General features: G+C 66.4%; 4 protein-coding genes. All 4 read right to left on the bottom strand.

Annotation, left to right across the window (positions count from 1 at the left end; genetic code table 11):
* Positions 1 to 79: 79 nt before the first annotated feature.
* The gene (locus U5760_RS20570; protein ID WP_322014135.1) at positions 80 to 11065 is read right to left on the bottom strand and encodes a non-ribosomal peptide synthetase; all 10986 of its coding nucleotides are present in this window, start codon (positions 11063 to 11065) and stop codon (positions 80 to 82) included.
* A gap of 116 nt (positions 11066 to 11181) precedes the next feature.
* On the bottom strand, positions 11182 to 13371 hold the full coding sequence (locus U5760_RS20565) for a TonB-dependent siderophore receptor (protein WP_322014134.1): 2190 nt from the start codon (positions 13369 to 13371) through the stop codon (positions 11182 to 11184).
* Between the two features lie 252 nt (positions 13372 to 13623).
* Positions 13624 to 16911, bottom strand: a complete 3288-nt coding sequence (locus U5760_RS20560; RefSeq protein WP_322014133.1) for an amino acid adenylation domain-containing protein — start codon at positions 16909 to 16911, stop codon at positions 13624 to 13626.
* Between the two features lie 64 nt (positions 16912 to 16975).
* Positions 16976 to 22073, bottom strand: a 5098-nt coding sequence (locus U5760_RS20555) for a non-ribosomal peptide synthetase (protein WP_322014132.1), incomplete at its 5' end; no start/stop codon positions are given.

Below are 22073 nucleotides of genomic sequence, written 5' to 3'. Positions count from 1 at the left end.
CGTAGCGTTTTCATCCATTCCGGCCGGGGAGTCCGGCTACGAGTCACGTTACCTTTCACGTCGATTATCCTGCTATCCACTAAACCTGGTCCGCGAGTTCGTCGAGAAGCGAGCGCATGGTGTCGAGTTCGTCGCGCGGCGCTGCGGCCTGCGCGGCCCGGCTCGATTCGCAGGCTTGCGCGAGTTGCTCCAGCGTGACGGCCACGAAGAAAGTCGAGAGCGGAATGCTCAACCCGAGGCGAGTAAGCAAACGCTGCTGGACCTGCATGATCGTCAGCGAATGGCCGCCGAGTTCGAAGAAGTTGTCGGTACGGCTTATTCGTTCGATGTCGATGCCCAGTACTTCGGACCAGATCTGTGCGAGTGCTTCTTCCGTTTCGCCCTGTGGGGGTTCGTAGCCGCGCGTCTGGTACTCCGGTGTGGGGAGTGCCTTGCGGTCTACCTTGCCGTTCGGGTTCAGCGGCAGCGCCTCCAGCACCATGATCGCCGAGGGCACCATGTAGTCTGGTAACTGCTTTAGCAGTGCTTCGCGCAGCGCCTGCTGCTCTACGGTGTGGTCCGCGTGTGCGGTCACATATGCGATCAGGCGTGTGCCGCCTGGTCCTTCCTTCGCCGTGACCACCGCCTCTCTTACTTCTGCCTGAGCGGCCAGCTGAGCTTCGATCTCGCCCAGCTCGATACGCAGACCCCGTACCTTCACCTGATGGTCGATACGGCCCAGATACTCCAGTGCGCCTTCGTTCGTCCATCGCGCGAGGTCGCCCGTGCGGTACAGCCGCCCACCGTTCGCATCGAACGGATCCGGCACGAAACGCTCTGCAGTTAGCGCGGCGCGGTTCAGGTAGCCTCTCGCGAGACCCACGCCGCCCAGGTAGAGTTCGCCCGCTACGCCCCGCGGCACCAGATTCATCTGTGCATCCAGCACGTGTGTGCTCACGTTGCCTATCGGACGGCCGATCGGTACGACCTCATCGGCTGGACGGCACGTCCAGTGCGTCACGTCGATTGCCGCTTCGGTCGGGCCGTACAGGTTGTACAGGCCCACTCCGGGTAGCTGATCGAGCGTGCGGGTTGCCAGATCCGCTGGCAATGCTTCGCCGCTGCAGATGATCCGCTTCAGCTGTGCGCACGTTTTTACCCCTTCATGGGCGACAAATGCCTGCAACATCGAGGGCACGAAATGCAGGGTCGTCACGCCGTGATCGCGAATCAGTTCCACCAGCCGCTGCGGGTCGCGATGTGCGCCCGGCTCGGCCACGGCCAGCCGTGCCCCAACCATCAGCGGCCAGAAGAACTCCCACACCGAGACGTCGAAGCTGAACGGCGTCTTTTGCAGCACCACATCCGTTTCTTCCAGCGCGTAGGCCGACTGCATCCAGGCGAGGCGGTTCGACAGCGCGCTGTGACGGTTCGCGGCCCCCTTCGGCCGTCCGGTCGAGCCGGAGGTGTAGATCACGTACGCCAGGTTCTCGCCGTGCACGCTTATCTGCGGTGCCACGGCAGGCTCCGCGGACACGTCCAGCGTATCCAGTTCCAGCACCGTCACGCCCTCCGCCACCGGCAGCCGCTCGCGCACCCACGACTGCGTCAGCAGCAGTGCCACGCCGCTGTCTTCCAGCATGTAGGCGAGGCGGTCGCGCGGATACTCGGGATCCATCGGCACATAGGCGCCGCCTGCCTTCAGGATCGCCAGCAGGCCGACCACCATCTCCACCGACCGCTCGACGGCAATCCCCACCCGCACTTCCGGCCCCACGCCTAACTTCGCGAGACGTTGCGCAAGACGGTTCGCCTGCGCATCGAGCTCGCCGTAGCGCAGCTGCGTCTCGCCGTATACCACCGCAACCCGTTCAGGATGAGCCTGCGCCTCACGCGCGATCCACTCATGCACCGGCATCACGTCCGCGTACTGCTCCGTGCGTGCACCCTGCGCCACCAGCCCCGCACGCTCCTGCGCCGACAGCAGCGCGACCTCCGCCACCGTGCCCACGTCGCCACCCGTCAACGCCTCCAGCACCGCCACATAGTGACGACCGAACTGCGCCATCGTCCGCGCATCGAACAGCTCCCGCGCATACACCAGGCTCGCCGACAACGCACCCGACGCCTCTTCCGCCGTCGTCAGCGTCAGCTCGAACTGCGCCATCCCCGCCCCCGGCGACTCCCACTGCACCGACACTCCCGGCAGCGTCTCCAGGGATCGCTCGTCGTCGCGCAGATGGTTGAACATCACCTGGAACAGCGGCGTATGGCTCAGGCTGCGCTGCGGCTGCAGCGCCTCCACCAGCACGTCGAACGGCAGGTCCTGGTGCGCCTGTGCGCCGCGCGCCGCCGCCTTCACCTGGCCGAGCAGCGCCGCGAGCATCGTGCTCCCTTCAAGCTGCGTGCGCAGCACCTGCGTGTTCACGAACAGCCCGATCAGCCCCGCCGTCTCCACCCGGTCGCGGTTCGCCACCGGCACCCCTACCCGGATATCCGGCTGCCCGCTGTAGCGGTGCAGCAGCACCGCATACGCCGAGAGCAGCACCACGAACGGCGTCGTACCCTGCGCGCGCGCCGTGCGATGCACCGCCTCGCCCAGCTTCGCCGGCAGGTCCAGTTCCAATGCCGCGGCGTGGTAGTTCGCGACGGCCTGACGCGGATGGTCTGCGGGCAGCACCAGCACCGGCTGCTCCTCGCCCAGCGTCTCGCGCCAGTAGGCCAGCTGGCGCTCGCGCTCGCCCGCTTCCAGCCAGCGGTGCTGCCACACTGCGTAGTCCGCGTACTGGAGCAGCAGTGGCGGCAGATCCGGCGCTTCGCCCGTCACCCGCGCGCGGTAGCCCGCCACGAACTCGCGCAGCAGCACGTCCACCGACCAGCCATCCGAGACGATGTGGTGCATCGATACCACCAGCACGTGCTCGTCGGCCCTCACCCGGAGGAGCCCCACGCGCAGCAGCGGGCCTGTCGTCAGGTCGAACGGTTCCGTGGCCAGCGAGGCGCAGGTTTCTTCCACGTTCTGCTGCGCGTTCGTGTCGCCCAGATCGATCTCGCGCCAGTCGAAGCGTGCGTCGTTGCCGATCGTCTGCGTCGCCTGGCCATCCGGCCCGGCCGCGAATGTCGTGCGCAGGCTCTCGTGGCGGCTCACCAGTGCGCCGAAACTTGCCCGTACCGCCGGTACATCGAGCCCCCCGCGCAGGCGCAGTGCCCCCGCCATGTGGTACGCGCTGCTGCCGCGCTGCAGGTTCCACAGGAACCACAGCCGCTGCTGCGCATGCGACAGCGGCAAGGCCTGCCGTTCGTCCGCCGGGAGCGGGCGCAGCGGCGGCACCCCGTCGTCCTGCGCTGTGGCGAGTGCCGCCGCAAGCGCCGCAACCGTCTGCGCATCGAACACCTGGCGCGGCGCGATACGCAGCCCCGCCTCGTGCGCACGCGCCACCACCTTCAGGCTCAGGATCGAGTCCCCGCCCAGTTCGAAGAAGTTGTCGTGGCGCCCCACGCGCTCCACGCCCAGCACCTCGCCCCATACCCTCGCCAGCGTCTCTTCGGTCCCGTCCTGCGGGGCCTCGTAGCCGTGTGCCGGATACTCCGGCGCAGGCAGCGCGTTGCGGTCGATCTTGCCGTTCGGCGTCAGCGGCAACGCTTCGAGCACCACGATCACGCCCGGCACCATGTACTCCGGCAGCGACGAGGTGAGCGATGCACGCAGCACCTGCGGCTCCAGTGTGTGCCCCGCATGCGCGGTCACATAGCCCACCAGGCGCGCACCGCCCGCGCCCTCCTGCGCCGTGACCACCGCCTCGCGCACTTCCGGCTGTGCGAGCAGTTGCGCCTCGACTTCGCCCAGTTCGATGCGGAAACCCCGGATCTTGACCTGATGGTCGAGGCGCCCGAGGTACTCCAGCTCGCCCGCCGCGTTCCAGCGCACGAGGTCGCCCGTGCGGTACAGGCGGCCGCCATCCGCATCGAACGGGTCCGGCACGAAGCGCTCAGCGCTCAGCGCCGCACGGTTCAGATAGCCGCGCGCCACCCCCGCGCCGCCGATATACAGCTCGCCCGCAACACCCGCAGGCGCCAGATTCAGCGCAGCGTCCAGCACGCGCAGCCGCGTCGCCGAGATCGGCTCGCCGAGGCACGGCCGGCCATCGACGTGCTGGCTCGAAGACCATATCGTGGTTTCCGTCGGCCCGTACATATTCCACAGATCGACGCCGAGACCCCGCAGCGCATCGCCCAGTTCGCGGGTCAGCGCCTCGCCGCCGCACAGCCCCCTGAATTTGCGTCCCTGCCAGTCCGCCGCCAGCAGCATCCGCCAGGTCGCCGGAGTCGCCTGCATCACGGTCGCACCGCTCTCGTCGAGCAGACGGTCCAGCGCGGCGCCGTCCTGGGTCGCCTCGCGCGGCGCAACGACGACACGCGCCCCCACCGTCAGCGGCAGATACAGCTCCAGCGCGGCGATGTCGAACGACAGCGACGTCACCGAAACCAGCACATCGTCCCGGGTCAATCCCGGGCGCGCCTGCATCCCGCACAGGAAATTGCGCAGCGCATCGTGCCGGACCATCACCCCCTTCGGCCGGCCGGTCGAACCCGACGTGTAAATCACATAGGCAAGGTTCTCGCCGTTCATGGTCACTCGCGGTGCAACGGCTGGCTCGTCGGACACGTTCACCGTGTCCAGTTCGAGCACCGTCACGCCTTCAGGCAGCGGCAGCCGTTCGCGCACCCGCGACTGGGTCAGCAGCAGCGCCACGCCGCTGTCTTCCAGCATGTAGGCAAGCCGCTCGCGCGGATACTCGGGGTCGAGCGGCACATAGGCGCCGCCCGCCTTGAGGATCGCGAGCAGGCCGATCACCATCTCGACCGAGCGCTCGACGGCAATACCCACCCGCACTTCCGGGCCCACGCCGAACTTCACGAGCCGTTGCGCCAGCCGGTTGGAACGCGCCTCCAGCTCGCGGTACGTAATGGCTTGCGCGCCGCATGTCACGGCAATCGCATCCGGTGTCGCCTGCGCCTGAGCAGCGATTAGCACGTGCGCCCAATCGGTCCCATCGTGCGCCTGCGGGTTGTCGCCGGCCACCCGCAATGCCGCCTCGTCGCGGCAATCGTTCAGATCGAGATCGGCCAGCCGGCGTGCTTCGGGCATCTGTTCGAGCACCCGCCGGAACTGCCGTGCGATCGCCTCGATGCGCGCGGCGTCGAAGCGATCGGCCGCGTAGTCGTAGCGCAGCGTCAACCCCTGCGGCGCCTCGGCCACCGAAAGCGCCAGCGGATAGTGCGTCTCTTCGCGCGTCACGACGCGGCTCGCATCGAGGCCCAGCGGTGCGCCCTCATTCAGCGCCTCGTCCACGGGATAGTTTTCGAACACGACCAGCGTGTCGAACAGCCCATGCCGCCCCGCTCCCGCAAGCTTATGAATATCGCCAAGCGGCGTCTGCTCGTATTCGCGCATGGCCAGCGCCTGATCCTGCGCCGCGCGCAGCCATTCACCGGGCTTCGCTTCGGCGCGCGGTTCGAGCACCACGGGCAGGGTGTTGATGAAAAGGCCCAGCATGCGCTCCGCGTGCGGCAGTTCCGGCGGACGTCCCGACACCGTCGCGCCGAACACCACGGCCCGCTGCCTCGTGTACCGCTGCAACAGCACGGCCCACGCGCCCTGCACGAGCGTGTTCACCGTCACGCGCTCGCGGCGTGCGTAGGTTGCGAGCGCATCCGATACCGCGCGGCCCAGCTCGACGCGATATTCGCCGCGCGCGCCGGTCTGCGCCAAAGCGGGCGAAGGCAGCGCAGAGGCGAGCCGCGTCGGCTCATCGATACGGAGTACCTGGCGCTTCCAGTAGTCGAGTCCCGCAGCGCGATCACGCGCGCCGAGCCATGCGATGTAGTCGCGATAACGCCCGGCTCCATCGTTCCGCTGGGCTCCGCCGGCATAGGCGCGCAGAACGTCTCCGAGCAGGAGCGACGTGCTCCAGCCGTCCAGCAACAGATGATGGTGCGTCCAGATCAGACGGTGCATTCGCTCAGCAGTGCGAACCAGCACGAAGCGGAACAACGGCGGACATGCGAGATCGAACGGCGCATCCAGTTCGCGCTGCGCAAGCTCGCGCAGCGCGGCGTCGAGATCGGCTGTGCCGCGCCAGTCCAGTTCGACGAACGGCAGCGCCGCATCGGCCGAGACCCACTGCAACGGCCCCGCCGCGCGCTGGAGAAAACCCGTGCGCAGAATGGCGTGACGGGTGACGGCGCTGTGCCACGCATCGCGGAACCGCGGGACATCCAGCCCTTCGAGATCGACGTCCAGCTGATTGCGATACGCCGTGTCGTGCGGATCGTACGACGCATGAAACAGCAGACCGGCCTGCATCGGCGCCAGCGGATAAATGTCCTCAACGCGGCCGGGATCGAGCGGCAACGCGTCCAGTTCGGCGAGCGTCAGTCCCGCCAGCGGGAAATCGGACGGCGTTGCGCGCGGCGGTTGCCCGGCGCACTGCTCGATCAGCGCGCACAACGCGCACCGGAATACCTCGGCGAGACGGCCGATCGCGTCCGCGCCATAACGCGCGACGCTGTATTCGAACGTCATCGCGAGTTCGCCGTCGTACACCTGACCGCCGACGCTCAACGGATACAGCAACGGCGCGCCGGCGTCGTGCAATCCGCCCGGCGCTTCTTCGGCCAGCGTCCAGCCAGCCGCCGGATCGATGCCGCGATCGAACTGGCCGAGGTAGTTGAAGCTCACCTCGGAGCGCGCATGGCCATCGAGCGCGCGGACGCGCGAATCCGCGGCCAGAGCCCGCAGCAGGCCATAGCCAATGCCCTTATGCGGCACCGCGCGCAGCGCCTCCTTAGTGACGCGCAGCGTATGTAGCAGATCGCCGGTGGATGCGAGCGCAAGCGGATGAACACAGGTGAACCAGCCGACGGTGCTGCTCAGGTCCACGTCGTCGAACAGGTCTTCGCGGCCATGCCGTTCCACGTCGATGCGCACGGCTTCCCGCTGCGTCCAGTCGCATAGCGCGTGCGCGAGGGCCGCCAGCAAGGCGTCGTCGATCTGCGTCCGATAGGCCTTCGGCACGCTTTGCAGCAAGCGCGCGGTCTGCGCGCGATCGAGCCGGACCTGCACGCTCGCGACATCGCAACGGCGCCCGGCCTCAGCGGCCGCGCCATCGTGCAACGGCGCGGGCAACGGCGCGGGCAATTGCGGCGACACCGCGAGCTGTGCTTGCCAGTACGGAATCTCGTCGAGCACTTCGGCGGTCTGCGCATAGTCGCGCAGACGCTGCGCCCATGTTTCGTAAGCGCTGGTCGATGCGGGCAGCGCAATGGCCTCGCGCCGCAACGCCTGCCCATAAGCGTGCTGCAGATCGGCGAGCAGGATGCGCCACGACACGCCGTCCACGGCGAGATGATGCGCGGCCAGCAGCAGACGACTGCTGCCGTCCGCGACTTCGATCAGCACCGCGCGCAGCAGCGGGCCGCGCTCGATGTCGAGGCTGCGTTGCGCCTCGTCGCAGCATGCGGTGATGGCCTCGGACGTTGCCGCCTTGCGCTCCCGGAACGGCAGTTCGCCAGCGTGCCCGTCGTCGAGCGGAGCAAGCCGTTGCGACCAGTTGCCACTGTCGTCGCGCGCGAAGCGCAAGCGCAGCGCGCCATGTCGCTGCATGACCGCGCGCAGGGCTTGCGCGAGGCACCCGCGATCGACAGGCTCACGCGTAGCCAGCAGCACCGCCTGATTCCAGTGACTGCGCCGGGCGAAATCGAGCGAGAAGAACATGTGCTGGATCGGCAGCAGCGGCACCGGCTGGTCCGGCGCGGCGCGATGTTGCGCGCGCTCGTCTGCGAGAGGCTGTGCAACGGCACCCAGCCCCGCGATGGTCTGATGATCGAAGAGCTGCCGCGGCGTGATCTTCCAGCCGGACTGCCGTGCGCGCGCAACGATCTGCAGGCTCAGGATGGAGTCGCCGCCCAGCTCGAAGAAGTTGTCGGCACGGCCGATCGCCTCGAGCCCGAGCACCTCCTGCCAGGCTTCGGCGAGCGCCTGTTCGGCCGGCCCGCGCGGCGCTTCGTAGTCGCGCGGCGCATCGGCCGGCTCCGGCAACGCATTGCGATCGACCTTGCCGTTGGGATTCAGCGGCAGTGCATCCAGTTCGACGATTGCGCCCGGCACCATGTACGCAGGCAATTGACGGGCGAGTGCCTGCCGGACCGCGTCCGTGTCCAGCGAGCCGCGCGCCGATGCGCTCGCCGCCGTCACATAGGCCACGAGCCGCGGCCCGAGCGGCCCAGGCTTCGGCACGACGACCGCCTCGCGAATCGCCGGATTCGACAGCAGCGCCGACTCCACTTCGCCCAGCTCGATCCGGAATCCGCGAATCTTCACCTGATGGTCGAGCCGCCCGAGGTAGTCGAGCGAGCCGTCCGCGAGCCATCGCACGAGGTCGCCGGTCCGGTAGAGACGGCCCCCTCTGTCGTCGAACGGGTCCGCCACGAAGCGGGACGCGGTGAGGCCCGGGCGGCCCAGATAGCCGCGCGCCACGCCGAAACCGCCGATGTAGAGCTCGCCCGGCTGGCCGTCGGCAACCAGGTTCATCTGGTCGTCCAGCACGTACACGCAGCGCGCCCCGACCGGCACGCCGATCGGGGCATACGCGCCGTCGAATGCGCGATGGGCATCGGCAACCCATGCGGTGGGCGTGATCACGGTTTCGGCAGGCCCGTAGGCGTTGACGATGCGCGCCGGCTTCAGCTGCCGGCGTACCGCGTCATAGCCGGCCTTCTGCCAGCCCTCGCCGCCGACGATGCAGGTCTTGACCGCCACGCTGCCCACGCCGGCCTCGGCCGGCAGCAGATCCACGTAGGCCGGCGGCAGATGCAGGATCGACACGCGGCGCTCGCGCACTTCGTCGAGGAAACGGTCGGGCGGCCAGTCGCCCGCGTCGCGGATCACGATCGCCGCACCGTTGATGAGCGGTGTCATCCACTGTTCGGCCGCCGCATCGAAGCTCATCGAAAAGAACTGCAGCTCGCGGTCGCCCGGCTGCACGTCGTAGCACACGCTGATCGCGCGGCAATGCATGGCGAGCGGCCCGTGCGCGACGGCCACGCCCTTCGGCTGGCCGGTCGAACCGGACGTGTAGACGACGTACGCGAGGTTGCCCGCTGCCACGCGCCGATCCGGGTTGCGGCTTTCGCGCTCATCCTCGCCCGCATCGTCGCGTTCATCGGGACCGGCAAGCGCAACGAATGCGAGACCGTCGAAACCGGGCAGCTTCGGGCGCAGCGATTCGGGGGCGAGCAACAAGCGAAGGCCGCTATCCCCGATCATGTAGGCGAGGCGTTCGGGCGGATACTCGGGATCGAGCGGAACATAAGCGCCGCCCGCTTTCAGCACGGCCAGCAGGCCGACGATCATCTCCATCGAACGGCCGGCGGCGAGGCCGACCGTTACCTCCGGCCCCACGCCGCGCGCGATCAACGCGTGCGCGAGACGATTGGCCCGCCGGTTCAGTTCGCCGTAGCTCATCTCCTTTGCGCCGAGCACGAGCGCGACCGCATCGGGCTCGGCCGCAGCCCGATGCTCGATCAGTCGATGCACCGGCAGCGGTTCGCCGGCGGCGTCTGAGCCCGGACCTTGCCCGCGCGCGCGCAATGCGGACACTTCGCTTGCGCCAAGCACGTCGAGCGTCCCGACCGCACGAAGCCGATGCGACGGATCCGCGACGAGCGCGTCGAGCGCCGTCCGGTAGTAGCCGGCGAGCCGCTCGATGGTTTGCGCGTCGAAGAGATCGGCATCGTATTCGAACACACCGCTCAATTCGCTGCCGTCGAAGCCGACGTGCAGCGTCAATTCGAATTTCGCTTCGTGCGGCGCAGACTGTGCGACCGGCTCGACCGCCAGGCCTTCGAGCTCCAGCGACGGCAGATCCTGCTTGCCGTGGAATCCGAACGTCACCTGAAAGAGCGGATGCCTCGCGCTACTGCGATCGACCGGAAGCGCGTCGAGCAACCGTTCGAGCGGCAATGCCGGATGGGCCATCGCATCGAGCGATTCGCGCTGGATCCGCTTGAGCCAGTCGAGCACCGCTTCCGCCGGTTCAGGACGCGCGCGATACACATGCGTGTTGACGAAGCAGCCGATCAAATGCTCGAGATCGGTGGAATGCCTGCCGGCCTCGGGAACACCGATGAAGAATTCCTTTTGCTGGCAAAAACGTGCGAGAACCAGCTGGAACGCGGCAAAGCAAACGGTGAACGGCGTGAGCGCATGCGCCGCGCAAAGCGCGCTCACGCGCGCGGCGATATCGGCTTCGGCGAGGAAGGCGTGCGTGCCCGCCCGGCGCGACGGCTTGTCCGTGTACGGGCGGTCCGCAGGCAGGTTCAGCGGCGCGAGCGACGTGCCGAGATAAGTTCGCCAGTAGTCGAGATCGGCCTGCGCGGCAGGACTCTGCAGATAGTGCGCCTCGCGGCGCGCATGGTCGGCGTACTGGATCGGCAGCGCGGCCAGCGACGCGTCCTGGCGCCCGCCTTCGGCGCGCCATGCCGCCGAAAGCTCGCGCAGCCAGATGGCGTTCGACCAGGCGTCCGACACCAGGTGATGCAGCGACAGCACGAGCAGATGGTCGTCGTCGGCCCAGGCATGGATCGACACGCGAAAGAACGGCCCCGCGGCATCGAACGGCATCGCCGCCTGCGCAGCGAGCAAGTCGCGCACCCACTGGTCGCGGTTCGCGGCACGCTCGGGCTGTGCACGTTCGATGCGCAAATCGAACTCCGCACTCTCCTCGATCCGCTGCCACGGCACGCCGTCGAGTTCGACGATGCGGCTACGCAGGATGGCATGCCGTTCGATCAGGTGTCCGAACGTTCTGCGCAGGCGCTCGACGTCAAGCGTTCCGCGCAAGCCAAACGCATGCACGATGTTGTAAGCCGTGCTCGACGCGTCGAGACGCTGCAGAAACCACAACCGGCGCTGGGACAACGTGAGTGGGGCCGGTTCGCCGGGCGACACCGCCGGGCCCGTCGGCGCCTCGTCCGCCTGATCGCCCAGCAACAGTTCCAGCAGTTCGCGCTCTTCCTCGTTCATGCCCACTCCCTATCCAAAAACCGGAAGCCCTGCGAGCGCGCTTTCCGCAGGCCCGTCCACCCAGCGACAGGCTGGGTGGAACAACCGGAAAGCGTACCGCGCAGGGCGACCTGACTTCACATGCTCGCGCGCAGCGTGACCATCAACTGACGCGGGGTACCGTAGAACGCGCTGCCCGTCGATTCGATCGAGTCGAAGTAGTGACGGTCGAACAGGTTCGTCACGTTGATCGCGGCCGACAGCTGTTTCGTGATCTGATAGCCCAGCCGCAGATCGACCGTGGCAAAACCGCCTTGCCTGAGCGTGCCGGTGCCGTCGGTGGCCGAGATGCCGGTCGAAACGTACGTGCCGCCACCAACGCTGAACTGATGCAGCTTGCCCGGCAGCTGATAGTTGGTCCAAAGCTTGAACAGATGCTTCGGCGCGATGCTGGAGAAGCCGATGCCGTTCAGATTGGTGCTGTTGTCGAGATACTCGGTCTGCGTGTACGTGTAGCCGCCGAACACGACCCAGTTCTCGGTCAACTGGCCGGTCACCGTCGTCTCGACGCCCTTGGCTCGCGCCTTGCCCTCTGCGATCGAGAAACCCTCGCCCGGGAAGCGCGGATCGTTCATCGCGCGATTCGTTTCCGTCAGCTGATAAAGCGCCAGCGACGTGTTTAGCTTGCCGCCGAAGTACTCGCCTTTCACGCCGATTTCGTACTGCTCGCCTTCGAGCGGCTTGAGCAGATTGCCGTTGACGTCGAAGGCCGTCTGCGGCCGGAAAATGCTCGTGTAGCTCGCGTACACCGAGTAGTTGTTGTTGATGTCGTAGATAAGGCCCGCATAGGGCGTGACGCGGCCCGAGACCTCGTTGTGCCGGTCCGGATCGCCCCAGTAGTTGGCATTGGGGTTGGGCGTCAGGCTCGAATCCCACCAGCTCACGCGCGCGCCCACGACCAGCGTCAGCGGATCGGCCAGACTGATGCGCGCATTGCCATAGATGCCGTACTGGTTCGTCATGGTCGTTTCGTCGGACACCGGGCCGTTGAAGGCCGGCTGCGGGAAACTCGAGAAAACCTGCCCGGTCGACGAGCAGAACGGATTGTCCGCGCTGCAGTAGTAGTTGATCGTGCGCAGGTTCTCGTGCTGCCAGTTGGCCCCGAGCGTCACCTGATGGGTCCGGCCGAACAGATTCACAGGACCGCTAAGCACTGCGTCGATCGACTCCTGATCGTCGGTCTGGTGCCACTTGTTGTCGGCCAGAAAAGCGTCGCCCGTATTGACGTCGATCGGTCCGTTGACACTGCCGTTCAGGATCGAGCTGCGGCTGCCGAGATAGTTGAACGCAAGCCGTGCGTTCCAGCCGTGGGCCAGCTTCTGGTCCAGTTCGGCAAAAGCCGTGGTGTTGAAATACGTGTTGTCGTTCCAGGGCGCGCCGATATAGGTCGAGCGCGGCAGGTTCAGGAACGTGTAGTTCGACAGCGAGGGCACACCCGTCCACAGCGCCTTCTGATCCATCTCGCTGAAGCTCGCGCCGATGCGCAGCTTCGTGTCGCGCGTGAAATCGGCCTCCAGCGTGCCGTACAGCAGCTTGTCATGGCGGAAAGTCGAATCCTGCGTCAGCTCCTGGTTCTGCCACGAGCCCACCACGCGGCCCTTGAGCGTGCCGGCGCTGTTGATCGGACCGCCCACGTCGAGCATCCCGCCGGCGTTGCTATAGGTTCCGCCAAACAGTTCGGCGTTCGCGCTGAAGGCGTCGGGCGCCTGCTTGCGGACCAGATTGACCGCGCCGCCTTCGCTGCCGAAGCCGTTCAGGAAACCGTCTGGACCGCGCAGCACCTCGACGCGGTCGAACATCCCCAGATTCGGTGCGATCGAAGTCAGGCTTTGCGTGGTGGGGATGCCGTCGAGCAGCCACGAGCTGATCGGAAAACCACGCGAATAGTAGGTCGTGCGTTCCGAGTCGTCCTGCGCCACCGTAATGCCCGGCGCGGCACGCATCGCGTCGTTCAGCGTCTGCATGTTCTGCTGCTGGATCTGCTCCTGCGGGATGACCGTCACCGACTGCGGAATTTCCCGCTGCGTCAGGGGCGTCTTCGAGCCCACCGTTGTCGGCGGATTCACCGCATCCGCCGCCTGGTCGCGATCTCCCGTGACCGTCACCGGCTTGAGCAGCGTCGACGAGGAGTCGGCAGCCGGGGCGGAAGCCGCCCCCGGCGCCGCGGCCGCTGCTGCCCCCGATGTCCCGCCCGATTGCTGCGCCTGCGCCGCCATCGAAAACGCCATGCCTGCGGCCAGCGCGCCTGCCGTCAGCAGGCACCGCACTGCGCTATCCCGCGTCTGAACCCGATTTGCCGCCACCCCTCTCCCCTTCCCGATATTCGTGCTTTTCATACCCCGACCCGCGTTGACTTCACCCTGTTTGAAATGGATCCGGCCTCTCGACCAGTTACCCGCCTGAGAAATTTCACAACATGATAATGATTCTTATTTAAAAAATGGAATGGTATGTGTTCTGGCTCAGGTTGGCAACTATCGCGGACGACGATGTCGCAAACAGTCGACGAACCTCACCGGTCAGGCGGATGTGCCGGTTTCGGCCTGGGCCTGTTTCGCGTCCCGGGCGGCGTGCAACAGACGCTCGCGTTCTTCGGGCGTCATGGCATCGAACCGCAGTCGCAATCGGGCGACACGCTCGATTTCGCCGCCACTGGAGGAGGCGGCGCTCAACGCTTGCGCAAGCTGCCTTGCCGTGGGATGCGAGAACACGACGCCAGGCAGCACTTCGATGCGCAACTGCTCGCGAATACGGGAAGCGAGCCGGATGGCCACGAGCGAATCGGCCCCCGCATCGAAGAAGTTCGCATCGATATCGGCGAGAGGTTGGCCGATAAAATCCGAAATAGTTCTCAATAACAAGGTCTCGACAGCCGTGCGTGGCGCTTGAGCTTGCGCGGCTGCGCCGCGCTCACGCGGGTCCGGCAGCGAACGCCGGTCGATCTTGCCGTTTGCGAGGCGCGGCAGATCGGGCAGAGCGACGAAATGCGCGGGCACCATCGCGTCGGGCAGGCGCTGCGCAAGCTGCTCGCGTAACCCACGCCCGGCATCCCCTGCGCTCTGGGTGGGCGAATTGGCGTACACGACATAGGCGGCGAGCTGGCGCCCTGCTTCATCGCCCCATGCGCGCACCGCCGCTTCGCGCACGCCGGGAATGCGCAACAGCTCGGCTTCGATTTCGGCAGGCTCGATGCGAAAGCCGCGAATCTTGACCTGCGCGTCGGCGCGCCCGACAAGCTGGATGCCGCCGCCTGCCAGATAGCGCGCCCTGTCGCCGCTGCGGTACAGCCGCTCACCGGGATTGAAGGGGTCGTCAACGAACACGTCTTGCTCGTCCTGCCCAACGTAGCCGCTGCTGACCTGCGCGCCGCCGATGTACAGCTCGCCGGTCGCCCCGACCGGCGCGAGCCGCATCGCGCGATCGAGCACGTATACGTGGCAGTTCGGCAGCACAGCGGTGAGCGGCAGGTTCGACGCGCTTGCCGCGCTATCGTCGGGCCCGCGATATTCGTGGACCAGGACGCCGATCGTCGTTTCGGTCGGCCCGTAGTGATTGAAGAGCCGCGCGGCGGGATTGAGGGTTCTCAGCCTCGCCGCGAGGCCGGTGGGCACGGGTTCGCCGCCCAGCACGACGACATCGGGCACGCAGGGCGTGCCGGCATCGAGCAGCGCACCCAGATGCGAAGGCGTGATCTTCAGACAATCGATGCGGTTGTGCTGCACGAAGGCGGCAAACGACTGCGCGTCCTTGATGTCGTCGGCCTGCGCGACGACGAGGCAACCGCCGTTGTAGAGCGCACCGAAGAGCGTCGTGTTGCCGAGGTCGGCAGCGACCGTCGAGGTCAGTGCGAAGCGTCGGCACCGGTCGAGGCCAAGCGCCTCGCTGCTGCCGGCCACATAGTTGAACAATTGCCGATGGCCGATCGCGACGCCCTTCGGTTTGCCGGTCGATCCCGAGGTGTAGAGCACATAGGCGTTGTCGCCGGGATCGGGGTTCGTGCCGGCATCGACATTACCGCCTGGGCCTTCAATCAAGGCGTCGAATTCGAGGTAGCCTGGCGCTGCTGACGCGCCGCGCTCGCACAGCACGACGCGCACGCCCGCCTGCGCGACGATCTCCTCGCGCCGCGCCGCGGGCCACGCGGGATCGAGCGGCAGATAGGCGGCACCCGCGCGCATCGTTGCGAGCAGCGCGACGACAAGCGCCGCCGAGCGCGGCAACAGCAGCCCGACCACGCTACCGCGACCGACGCCCCTTGCGTTCAGCATCGCCGCCGCGTGTGCGACACGCGCTTCCAGCTCCGCGTAGCTGATGGACAGATCCGCCGCAGCGAGTGCAGGCGCATCGGGTGTCGTCGCGGCCCAGGCGGCGATGGTTGCGGGCAACGTACACGACGTCCAGTCCCGCGCTTCGCCCTTCCACGCCAGCAGACGCGACTGCCGCTCGCCGTTGTCGATGGCGAGCGCGCCGACTGCCGCCGCCGGATTCGCGGCAACGGCTGCGAGCAACGTTACGTATTGGCCCAACAGCGCTTGAACATCCGCATCGGAGTAACGATCGGCCCGGAAGCCGAGCGTCGCGGCACGCAGGCTACCCGTTGCATCGACGTCAATCTGCAACGCGAGCTCATAGCCGGGCAGCAGCGCGTGAATGCGATCGGCACGCGCCCCGAGCTGTTCGGCACCGCGAACGAGTGTCCAGTCCGGCACGACGCTGGCAAGGGAAAATCCTACCTGGTCGAACGCAGGCAGCGGGCGATCGAGCGTTGCCGGATTCGCCGGCCAGTGCTCCTGCCAGCGTGTATGGGCATCGAGCAGCGTGCCGAATTCATTCGCGAGATCGGCGAACGGGCGCTCGTCTGGGCAGGCCAGTGCGACCGGATAGGCGCGCGCGAATGCGCCGATGCTGCCTTCGAGCATCGATACGCCGTCGCGGCTATCGTGCTGCCACGCACCGACCACCTGCTCAGCGCCGGCGATGCGCGCGAGCAAGAGCCACCATGCAGCCTGCGCGAGTACGGCGGGTGTCACGCCGCATACGCGGGCAGCGCTGTCGAGTGCGCAATCGATACCGCTGCGGATAGAGCGCGCCTGTTCGTGTCCTTCCTCTGGCTGCTGCGTCAACGATGCCCGACCTTCAGCAGTCAGCTTCCGGTATGGCAGTGCGGGGACCTCCGCCTGTTCGGCGGTCAGGCGTTCCAGATAGCGCGTCCAGTACGCCGCGCCGTCTCTCGCCTCCTCCCCGATCGCCAGTTCCTCGCGCCATTCGACGAACTGCGTGTACTGAACCGGTTCGTTATCCTCTTCAAATTCAGTTTCCGATTCATCGCCGTGCAAACCGGCGTATACATCAAGCACGTTGCGATAGAGCGAAGCCAGTCCCACTTCATCGGCAACGAGCCGCGAGGCGCTCAGCACGAGCCGCGCGCCGTCGTCGTCACGCAGCAACAATACGCAGCGCGCGAGACGGCTTTCTTCGAGTTGTGCGGCCGCGAGCTGCAACCGCGTGAAGTCGTCGTCTTTGGCGTGCCGCGCGTCGAACACCTCCAACTGAGGCAGTTCGCCCTCGAGCGGGTATTGCCTCGGCAACGTATATCCGGGTGTCTGCCGGAACACCGTGCGCAGGATGTCGTGCCGCAAAAAGACCTGCTCGCAGGCACGCCGCAGGTCCTCGCCGTGCCACGGTCCCTTCAGCGTCGCCGAGAAAACCGCCCGTTCGCTGCGCAGCAAAGGATCGCTCAGCACGACCTGCTGCTCGGGTGAAAGTGCGTAGCCGTCGTTGCCGGCCTGATGGATTGCTTCGCTCATGTTCATTCGAATGTCCGTTTCCTGCATGCCTGATGCGTGCTTGCAGCACGCCTGGCTCTAAGCTTTATTCCTGCCTCGTGGCGTCCGCACCTTCGAGCCGCTGTGCATCCGCATCCGCCACGCTCGCGCGCGACACCATCTCGCCCATTGCGACGACGATCTTTCGCGGTTCCTCGTACGGGTCGCGCGCGTGTGCGGCCAGCATGTTGTCGAGCATCACGACATCGCCCTTGCGCCATTCGAAGCGCACCGCGCATCGCTCGTAGGCTTCGCCGATGCGGGCCATCGTCGTATCGTCGATCGCCGTGCCGTCGCCGTAGCAGACGTTGCGCGGCAGGTAGTCGGCTCCGACCATGTCGAGCAGATCGCGGTGAATCTCCGGCTTCAGAAAATACGGGTGATGCAGTTGCACCTGATTGAAGAAGCAGCGCTCGCCGGTAACGGGGTGCGTAATCACACCGGGGCAAAGCGTGCGCGTCTGCAGGCCGTCGTTGTCCAGCCAGTTGAACGCCGTGCCGGCCACTTGAAGCCGACGCTCGACTTCGGTCCGCTCGTCGGTGCCGAAGAAGTCGCGCCACGAAACATCGAGCCGGTCGGTGAACGTGCGGATGTACATCAGGCCCGCAGAGGCGAATCGCTCGACGATTTCGGACGGCAGTTCGCGCAGCATCTCCCGGCAATCGACGATCGGCGTGGCCCCGCCCACGCGCGAGGGCAGTTCGCAGAAGAACCACTGCTTGCGCGGCCACTGTTCGAGATGCGCGCTTTCGTTGTGATAGAGAATCATTTCGCGCTCGGGGTACGGCGTCGAGCGATACGTTTTCTTGCCGCCCTCCTTCTTCGGCAAGTCGCCGTAGCTGCCGTAGAGACCCGGGCACATGGCTTCGGCGAACGCCTCGAACGCCTGCGGCGTAGGCAGACGGAAGTTCCGGAACAGGATCACGGCGTGGCGCGCAAGCGTCGCCTCGATGAACGCGCGGTGTTGCGCCGCCCACGCGAGCGGATCGACATCGGCGCTGTGCGGTTCGAGCACCACAGGCATGACCCGGCCGGGCTGCAGCAGCGATAGCCTCGCCGGACCCTCCGCCTGCCGCGCATCGGCGGCCGGTCGTGGCCCGCGCGATGCAATCTTCTTTAGCTTGGCGAACTTGTCGGCGGCGCCGGCCTGGGTGGTCGGCTTCGTCGTCTCGACGGCAGCGGGTGCGTCGCCCATTACGGAAATTTCGGTTTGAGTCACGATGTCCTCCACTAAACGAAGCCATTCATCGAGCCAGCGCTGGATCGTCGCGTGCCGGAACAAGGCAGTCGCAAATACCCATTCGACCTGCCAGTCGCCGGCGCCCTCGTTGATGAACAGTCCCATGTCGAATTTCGAGTGGCTGGCCGGCAGATCGATCAGCTCGGCAACCACGCCGGGGAGTTCGATCGGCGCCGCCGGCGTGTTCTGCAAGACGAACAGCGCCTGGACCAGCGGATTGCGAGCCGCGTCGCGTTTGACCTGCGCGCATGCGGCGATCTGATCGAACGGCAGATCCTGATGTTCGAGCGCCGCCACGGCGCTCGCATGCGCGCGCGCGACGAGCTCGCCGACCGGCACGCGGGTGCGAGCGTCATCCATGGCGAGACGCAACGGCACCACGTTCACGAAGAACCCGATCAACGGCTCCAGTTCGACGCGCGTGCGGCCGGCGACGTCCGTACCGACCAGAACGTCGCGGCTGCCGGTGAGCCGGTGCAGCAATACCTGGAACGCCGAGAGCAGGACGACGAACGGCGTCACGCGCTGCTCGCGGGCAAAACGTGCGACTTGTTGCGCGAGCCGCGCGTCGAGCGTGCCGTGCAGCGAATCGCCGGCATCGGAGATCGCAGGCGGGCGCGGGAAATCGGCCGGCAGATCGAGCACGCTGCGCGCGCCCGCAAGCTCGCCGCGCCAGAACGCCTTGAGTGCCTCGCCGCGTGCGCTGTCGAGCACACGTGCGTGCCACGCGGCGTAATCGACGTACTGCACCGGGAGTGCCGGCAGTGCGGCACGCTCGCCTGCCGCATAGAATGCGCAGAAGTCGCGCACGAGCACGCCCATCGACCAGCCGTCGCAGACGATGTGATGTACCGACAACATCAGCAACGCTTGCCGCCCGTTGATCCTGACGAGCGTTGCGCGCAACAGCGCATCGCACGCGAGGTCGAACGGGCGGTCGATCCGTTCGAGTGCGATCTGCCGCAATATCGCGGGATGCCGATCGACGGGAACGGCGGTGAGATCGCGGATCACGAGGTCGGCGTTCGCCGCATCGGAGATGGCCGCGTGGGGCAGACCGCCGCGATCCGGATACGACGTGCGCAATACCTCTTGACGACCGACGAGCAGCGCAAGTGCCTGCGCCACGCGTGCTTCGGATATGTCGCCTTCGAGCCGCACCGAGGCCGAAACGTTGTACGCGGAAGAGCCCGGTCCCGCGAGTTGCGACGCGATCCAGACGCGGCGCTGCGCGGGGGAAAGCGGCAAGGCGCCGGTTTCGCGTGCGACGGGGACGAGCGGGGGCACGGGCTCGATGTGTGCCGTGGGTTTTGTGGCCGCAGAGATGCAGGCTGCGAGTTCGGCGATCGTCGGGTGGGAGAACAGCATCGGCAATGGCACGTCGAAGTCCGTCATGGAACGGATACGCGTCGCGACCTTCATGATGAGGATCGAATCGCCGCCGAGTTCGAAGAAGTTGTCGGTACGGCTTACTTGTTCGATGCCCATTACTTCGGACCAGATCTGTGCGAGTGATGTTTCCGTTTCGCCCTGTGGGGGTTCGTAGCTGCGCGTCTGGTATTCCGGTACGGGCAGTGCCTTGCGGTCTACCTTGCCGTTCGGATTCAGCGGCAATGCCTCCAGCACCATGATCGCCGAGGGCACCATGTAGTCTGGCAACTGCCTTAGCAGTGCTTCGCGCAACGCCTGCTGCTCTACGGTGTGGTCCGCGTGTGCAGTCACGTACGCGATCAGACGCGTGCCGCCCGGTCCTTCCTGCGCCGTGACCACCGCCTCTCTTACTTCTGCCTGTGCAACCAGTTGCGCTTCGATCTCGCCCAGCTCGATACGTAGGCCCCGTACCTTCACCTGATGGTCGATACGGCCCAGATACTCCAGCGCGCCTTCGTTCGTCCATCGCGCGAGGTCGCCCGTGCGATACAGCCGCCCGCCGTTCGCATCGAACGGATCCGGCACGAAACGCTCCGCAGTTAGCGTGGCACGGTTCAGATAGCCGCGCGCGAGACCCATGCCGCCCAGGTAGAGTTCGCCCGCTACGCCCTGCGGCACCAGATTCATCTGTGCATCCAGCACGTGCGTGCTCACGTTGCCTATCGGACGGCCGATCGGTACCACTTCATCACCTGTGCGGCACGTCCAGTGCGTCACGTCGATTGCCGCTTCGGTCGGGCCGTACAGGTTGTACAGGCCTACGCCCGGCAACTGCTCAAGCGTGCGGTTTGCCAGATCCGCGGGCAATGCCTCGCCGCTGCAGACGATCCGCTTCAGCTTCCTGCAGGTGTTTACCCCCTCGTGGGCGACAAACGCCTGCAGCATCGAGGGCACGAAATGCAGGGTCGTTACGCCGTGGTCGCGAATCAGCTCCACCAGTCGCTGCGGATCGCGATGTGCGCCCGGTTCGGCCACGACCAGCCGTGCGCCCGTCATCAGCGGCCAGAAGAACTCCCACACCGAAACGTCGAAGCTGAACGGCGTCTTCTGCAGCACCACGTCGGTTTCTTCCAGCGCGTAGGCAGACTGCATCCAGGCGAGGCGGTTCGAAAGCGCGCTGTGGCGGTTCGCGGCCCCCTTCGGCCGTCCGGTCGAGCCGGAGGTGTAGATCACGTACGCCAGGTTATCGCCGTGCACGCTTATCTGCGGTGCCACGGCAGGCTCGGCGGACACGTCCAGCGTATCCAGTTCCAGCACCGTCACGCCCTCCGCCACCGGCAGCCGCTCTCGCACCCACGACTGCGTCAGCAGCAGCGCCACGCCGCTGTCTTCCAGCATGTAGGCGAGGCGGTCGCGCGGATACTCGGGATCCAGCGGTACATAGGCGCCGCCTGCCTTCAGGATCGCCAGCAGCCCGACCACCATCTCCACCGAACGCTCGACGGCAATCCCCACCCGTACTTCCGGCCCCACACCGAGTTTCGCAAGACGTTGCGCAAGGCGGTTTGCCTGCGCATCGAGCTCGCCGTAGCGCAGCTGCGTTTCGCCGTATACCACCGCCACCCGCTCAGGATGCGCCTGCACCTCACGCGCGACCCGCTCATGCACCGGCATTACGTCGACATATGCTTCATTGCACGTGCCCTTCGCGAGAAGCACAGCTGCCTCGTCAGGCGACTCGATAACCAACGAACCCACTGCGCGACCACAATCGTCACCGATCTGCCTGAGTACACGCTCGAAACGTTCGATCAACGCAGCAACGTGCTCATCGCCGAAATGTTCGCGCGCGAACGTCCAGTCAATCCGCAGTTTTTCCGCCGGCATAACAGTGATCGTCAGCGGATAGTTCGTTTCCTCTCGGCTTGCGATTTCGCCGAACTTCAATCCTGCCGGCGCCGCTTCCTTGAACGCCGCGTCGACCGGATAGTTCTCGTACACCACCAGCGTGTCGAACAATCCACGACCGCCCGCACCCGCCCAGCGCTGGATCTCGTTCAGCGGCGTGTGCTCGTGCTCGCGCATCGACAGACCCTGCGCCTGGACCTCGCGCAACCAGTCGCCAACCGTCTGTTCTGCGCGCGGCGCAAGCACCACAGGCAGCGTGTTGATGAAAAGCCCCAGCAGTTGCTGCGAGCCCGCAAGATCGGTCGGACGACCCGAGACCGTCGCGCCGAATACCACCGCGCGCTGGCCCGTATACCGTTGCAGTATTACGGCCCACGCAGCCTGGATCACCGTATTTACGGTCACGCGCTCTTCACGTGCGAGGTGTTCGAGACGCTGCGTCAGCATGGCATCGAGCGTTACGCGATACTCGCTGTAGCCAGACGCCTTCTGCCGACTTTCCTCAACTGGCAAAGCATTCGCGAGCCAGGTCGATCCGTCGAGCTTCGCAAGCTGCTCGCGCCAGTAGGCCTCGTCGGCTTTCTTATCTCGCTGCTGCAGCCAGGCAATGTAGTCGCGATAACGA

The organism is Paraburkholderia sp. J12 (assembly GCF_905220215.1).
Taxonomy (GTDB): domain Bacteria; phylum Pseudomonadota; class Gammaproteobacteria; order Burkholderiales; family Burkholderiaceae; genus Paraburkholderia.
The sequence above is the reverse complement of the archived record's forward strand: the minus strand, read 5'-3'. Positions and strand labels throughout refer to the sequence as shown.

What these genes read in the sequence shown, in the direction of transcription:
- U5760_RS20570 (WP_322014135.1), bottom strand. Translation starts at nt 11,065, where the DNA reads ATGAACGAGGAAGAGCGCGAACTGCTGGAACTGTTGCTGGGCGATCAG.
- U5760_RS20560 (WP_322014133.1), bottom strand. Translation starts at nt 16,911, where the DNA reads ATGAGCGAAGCAATCCATCAGGCCGGCAACGACGGCTACGCACTTTCA.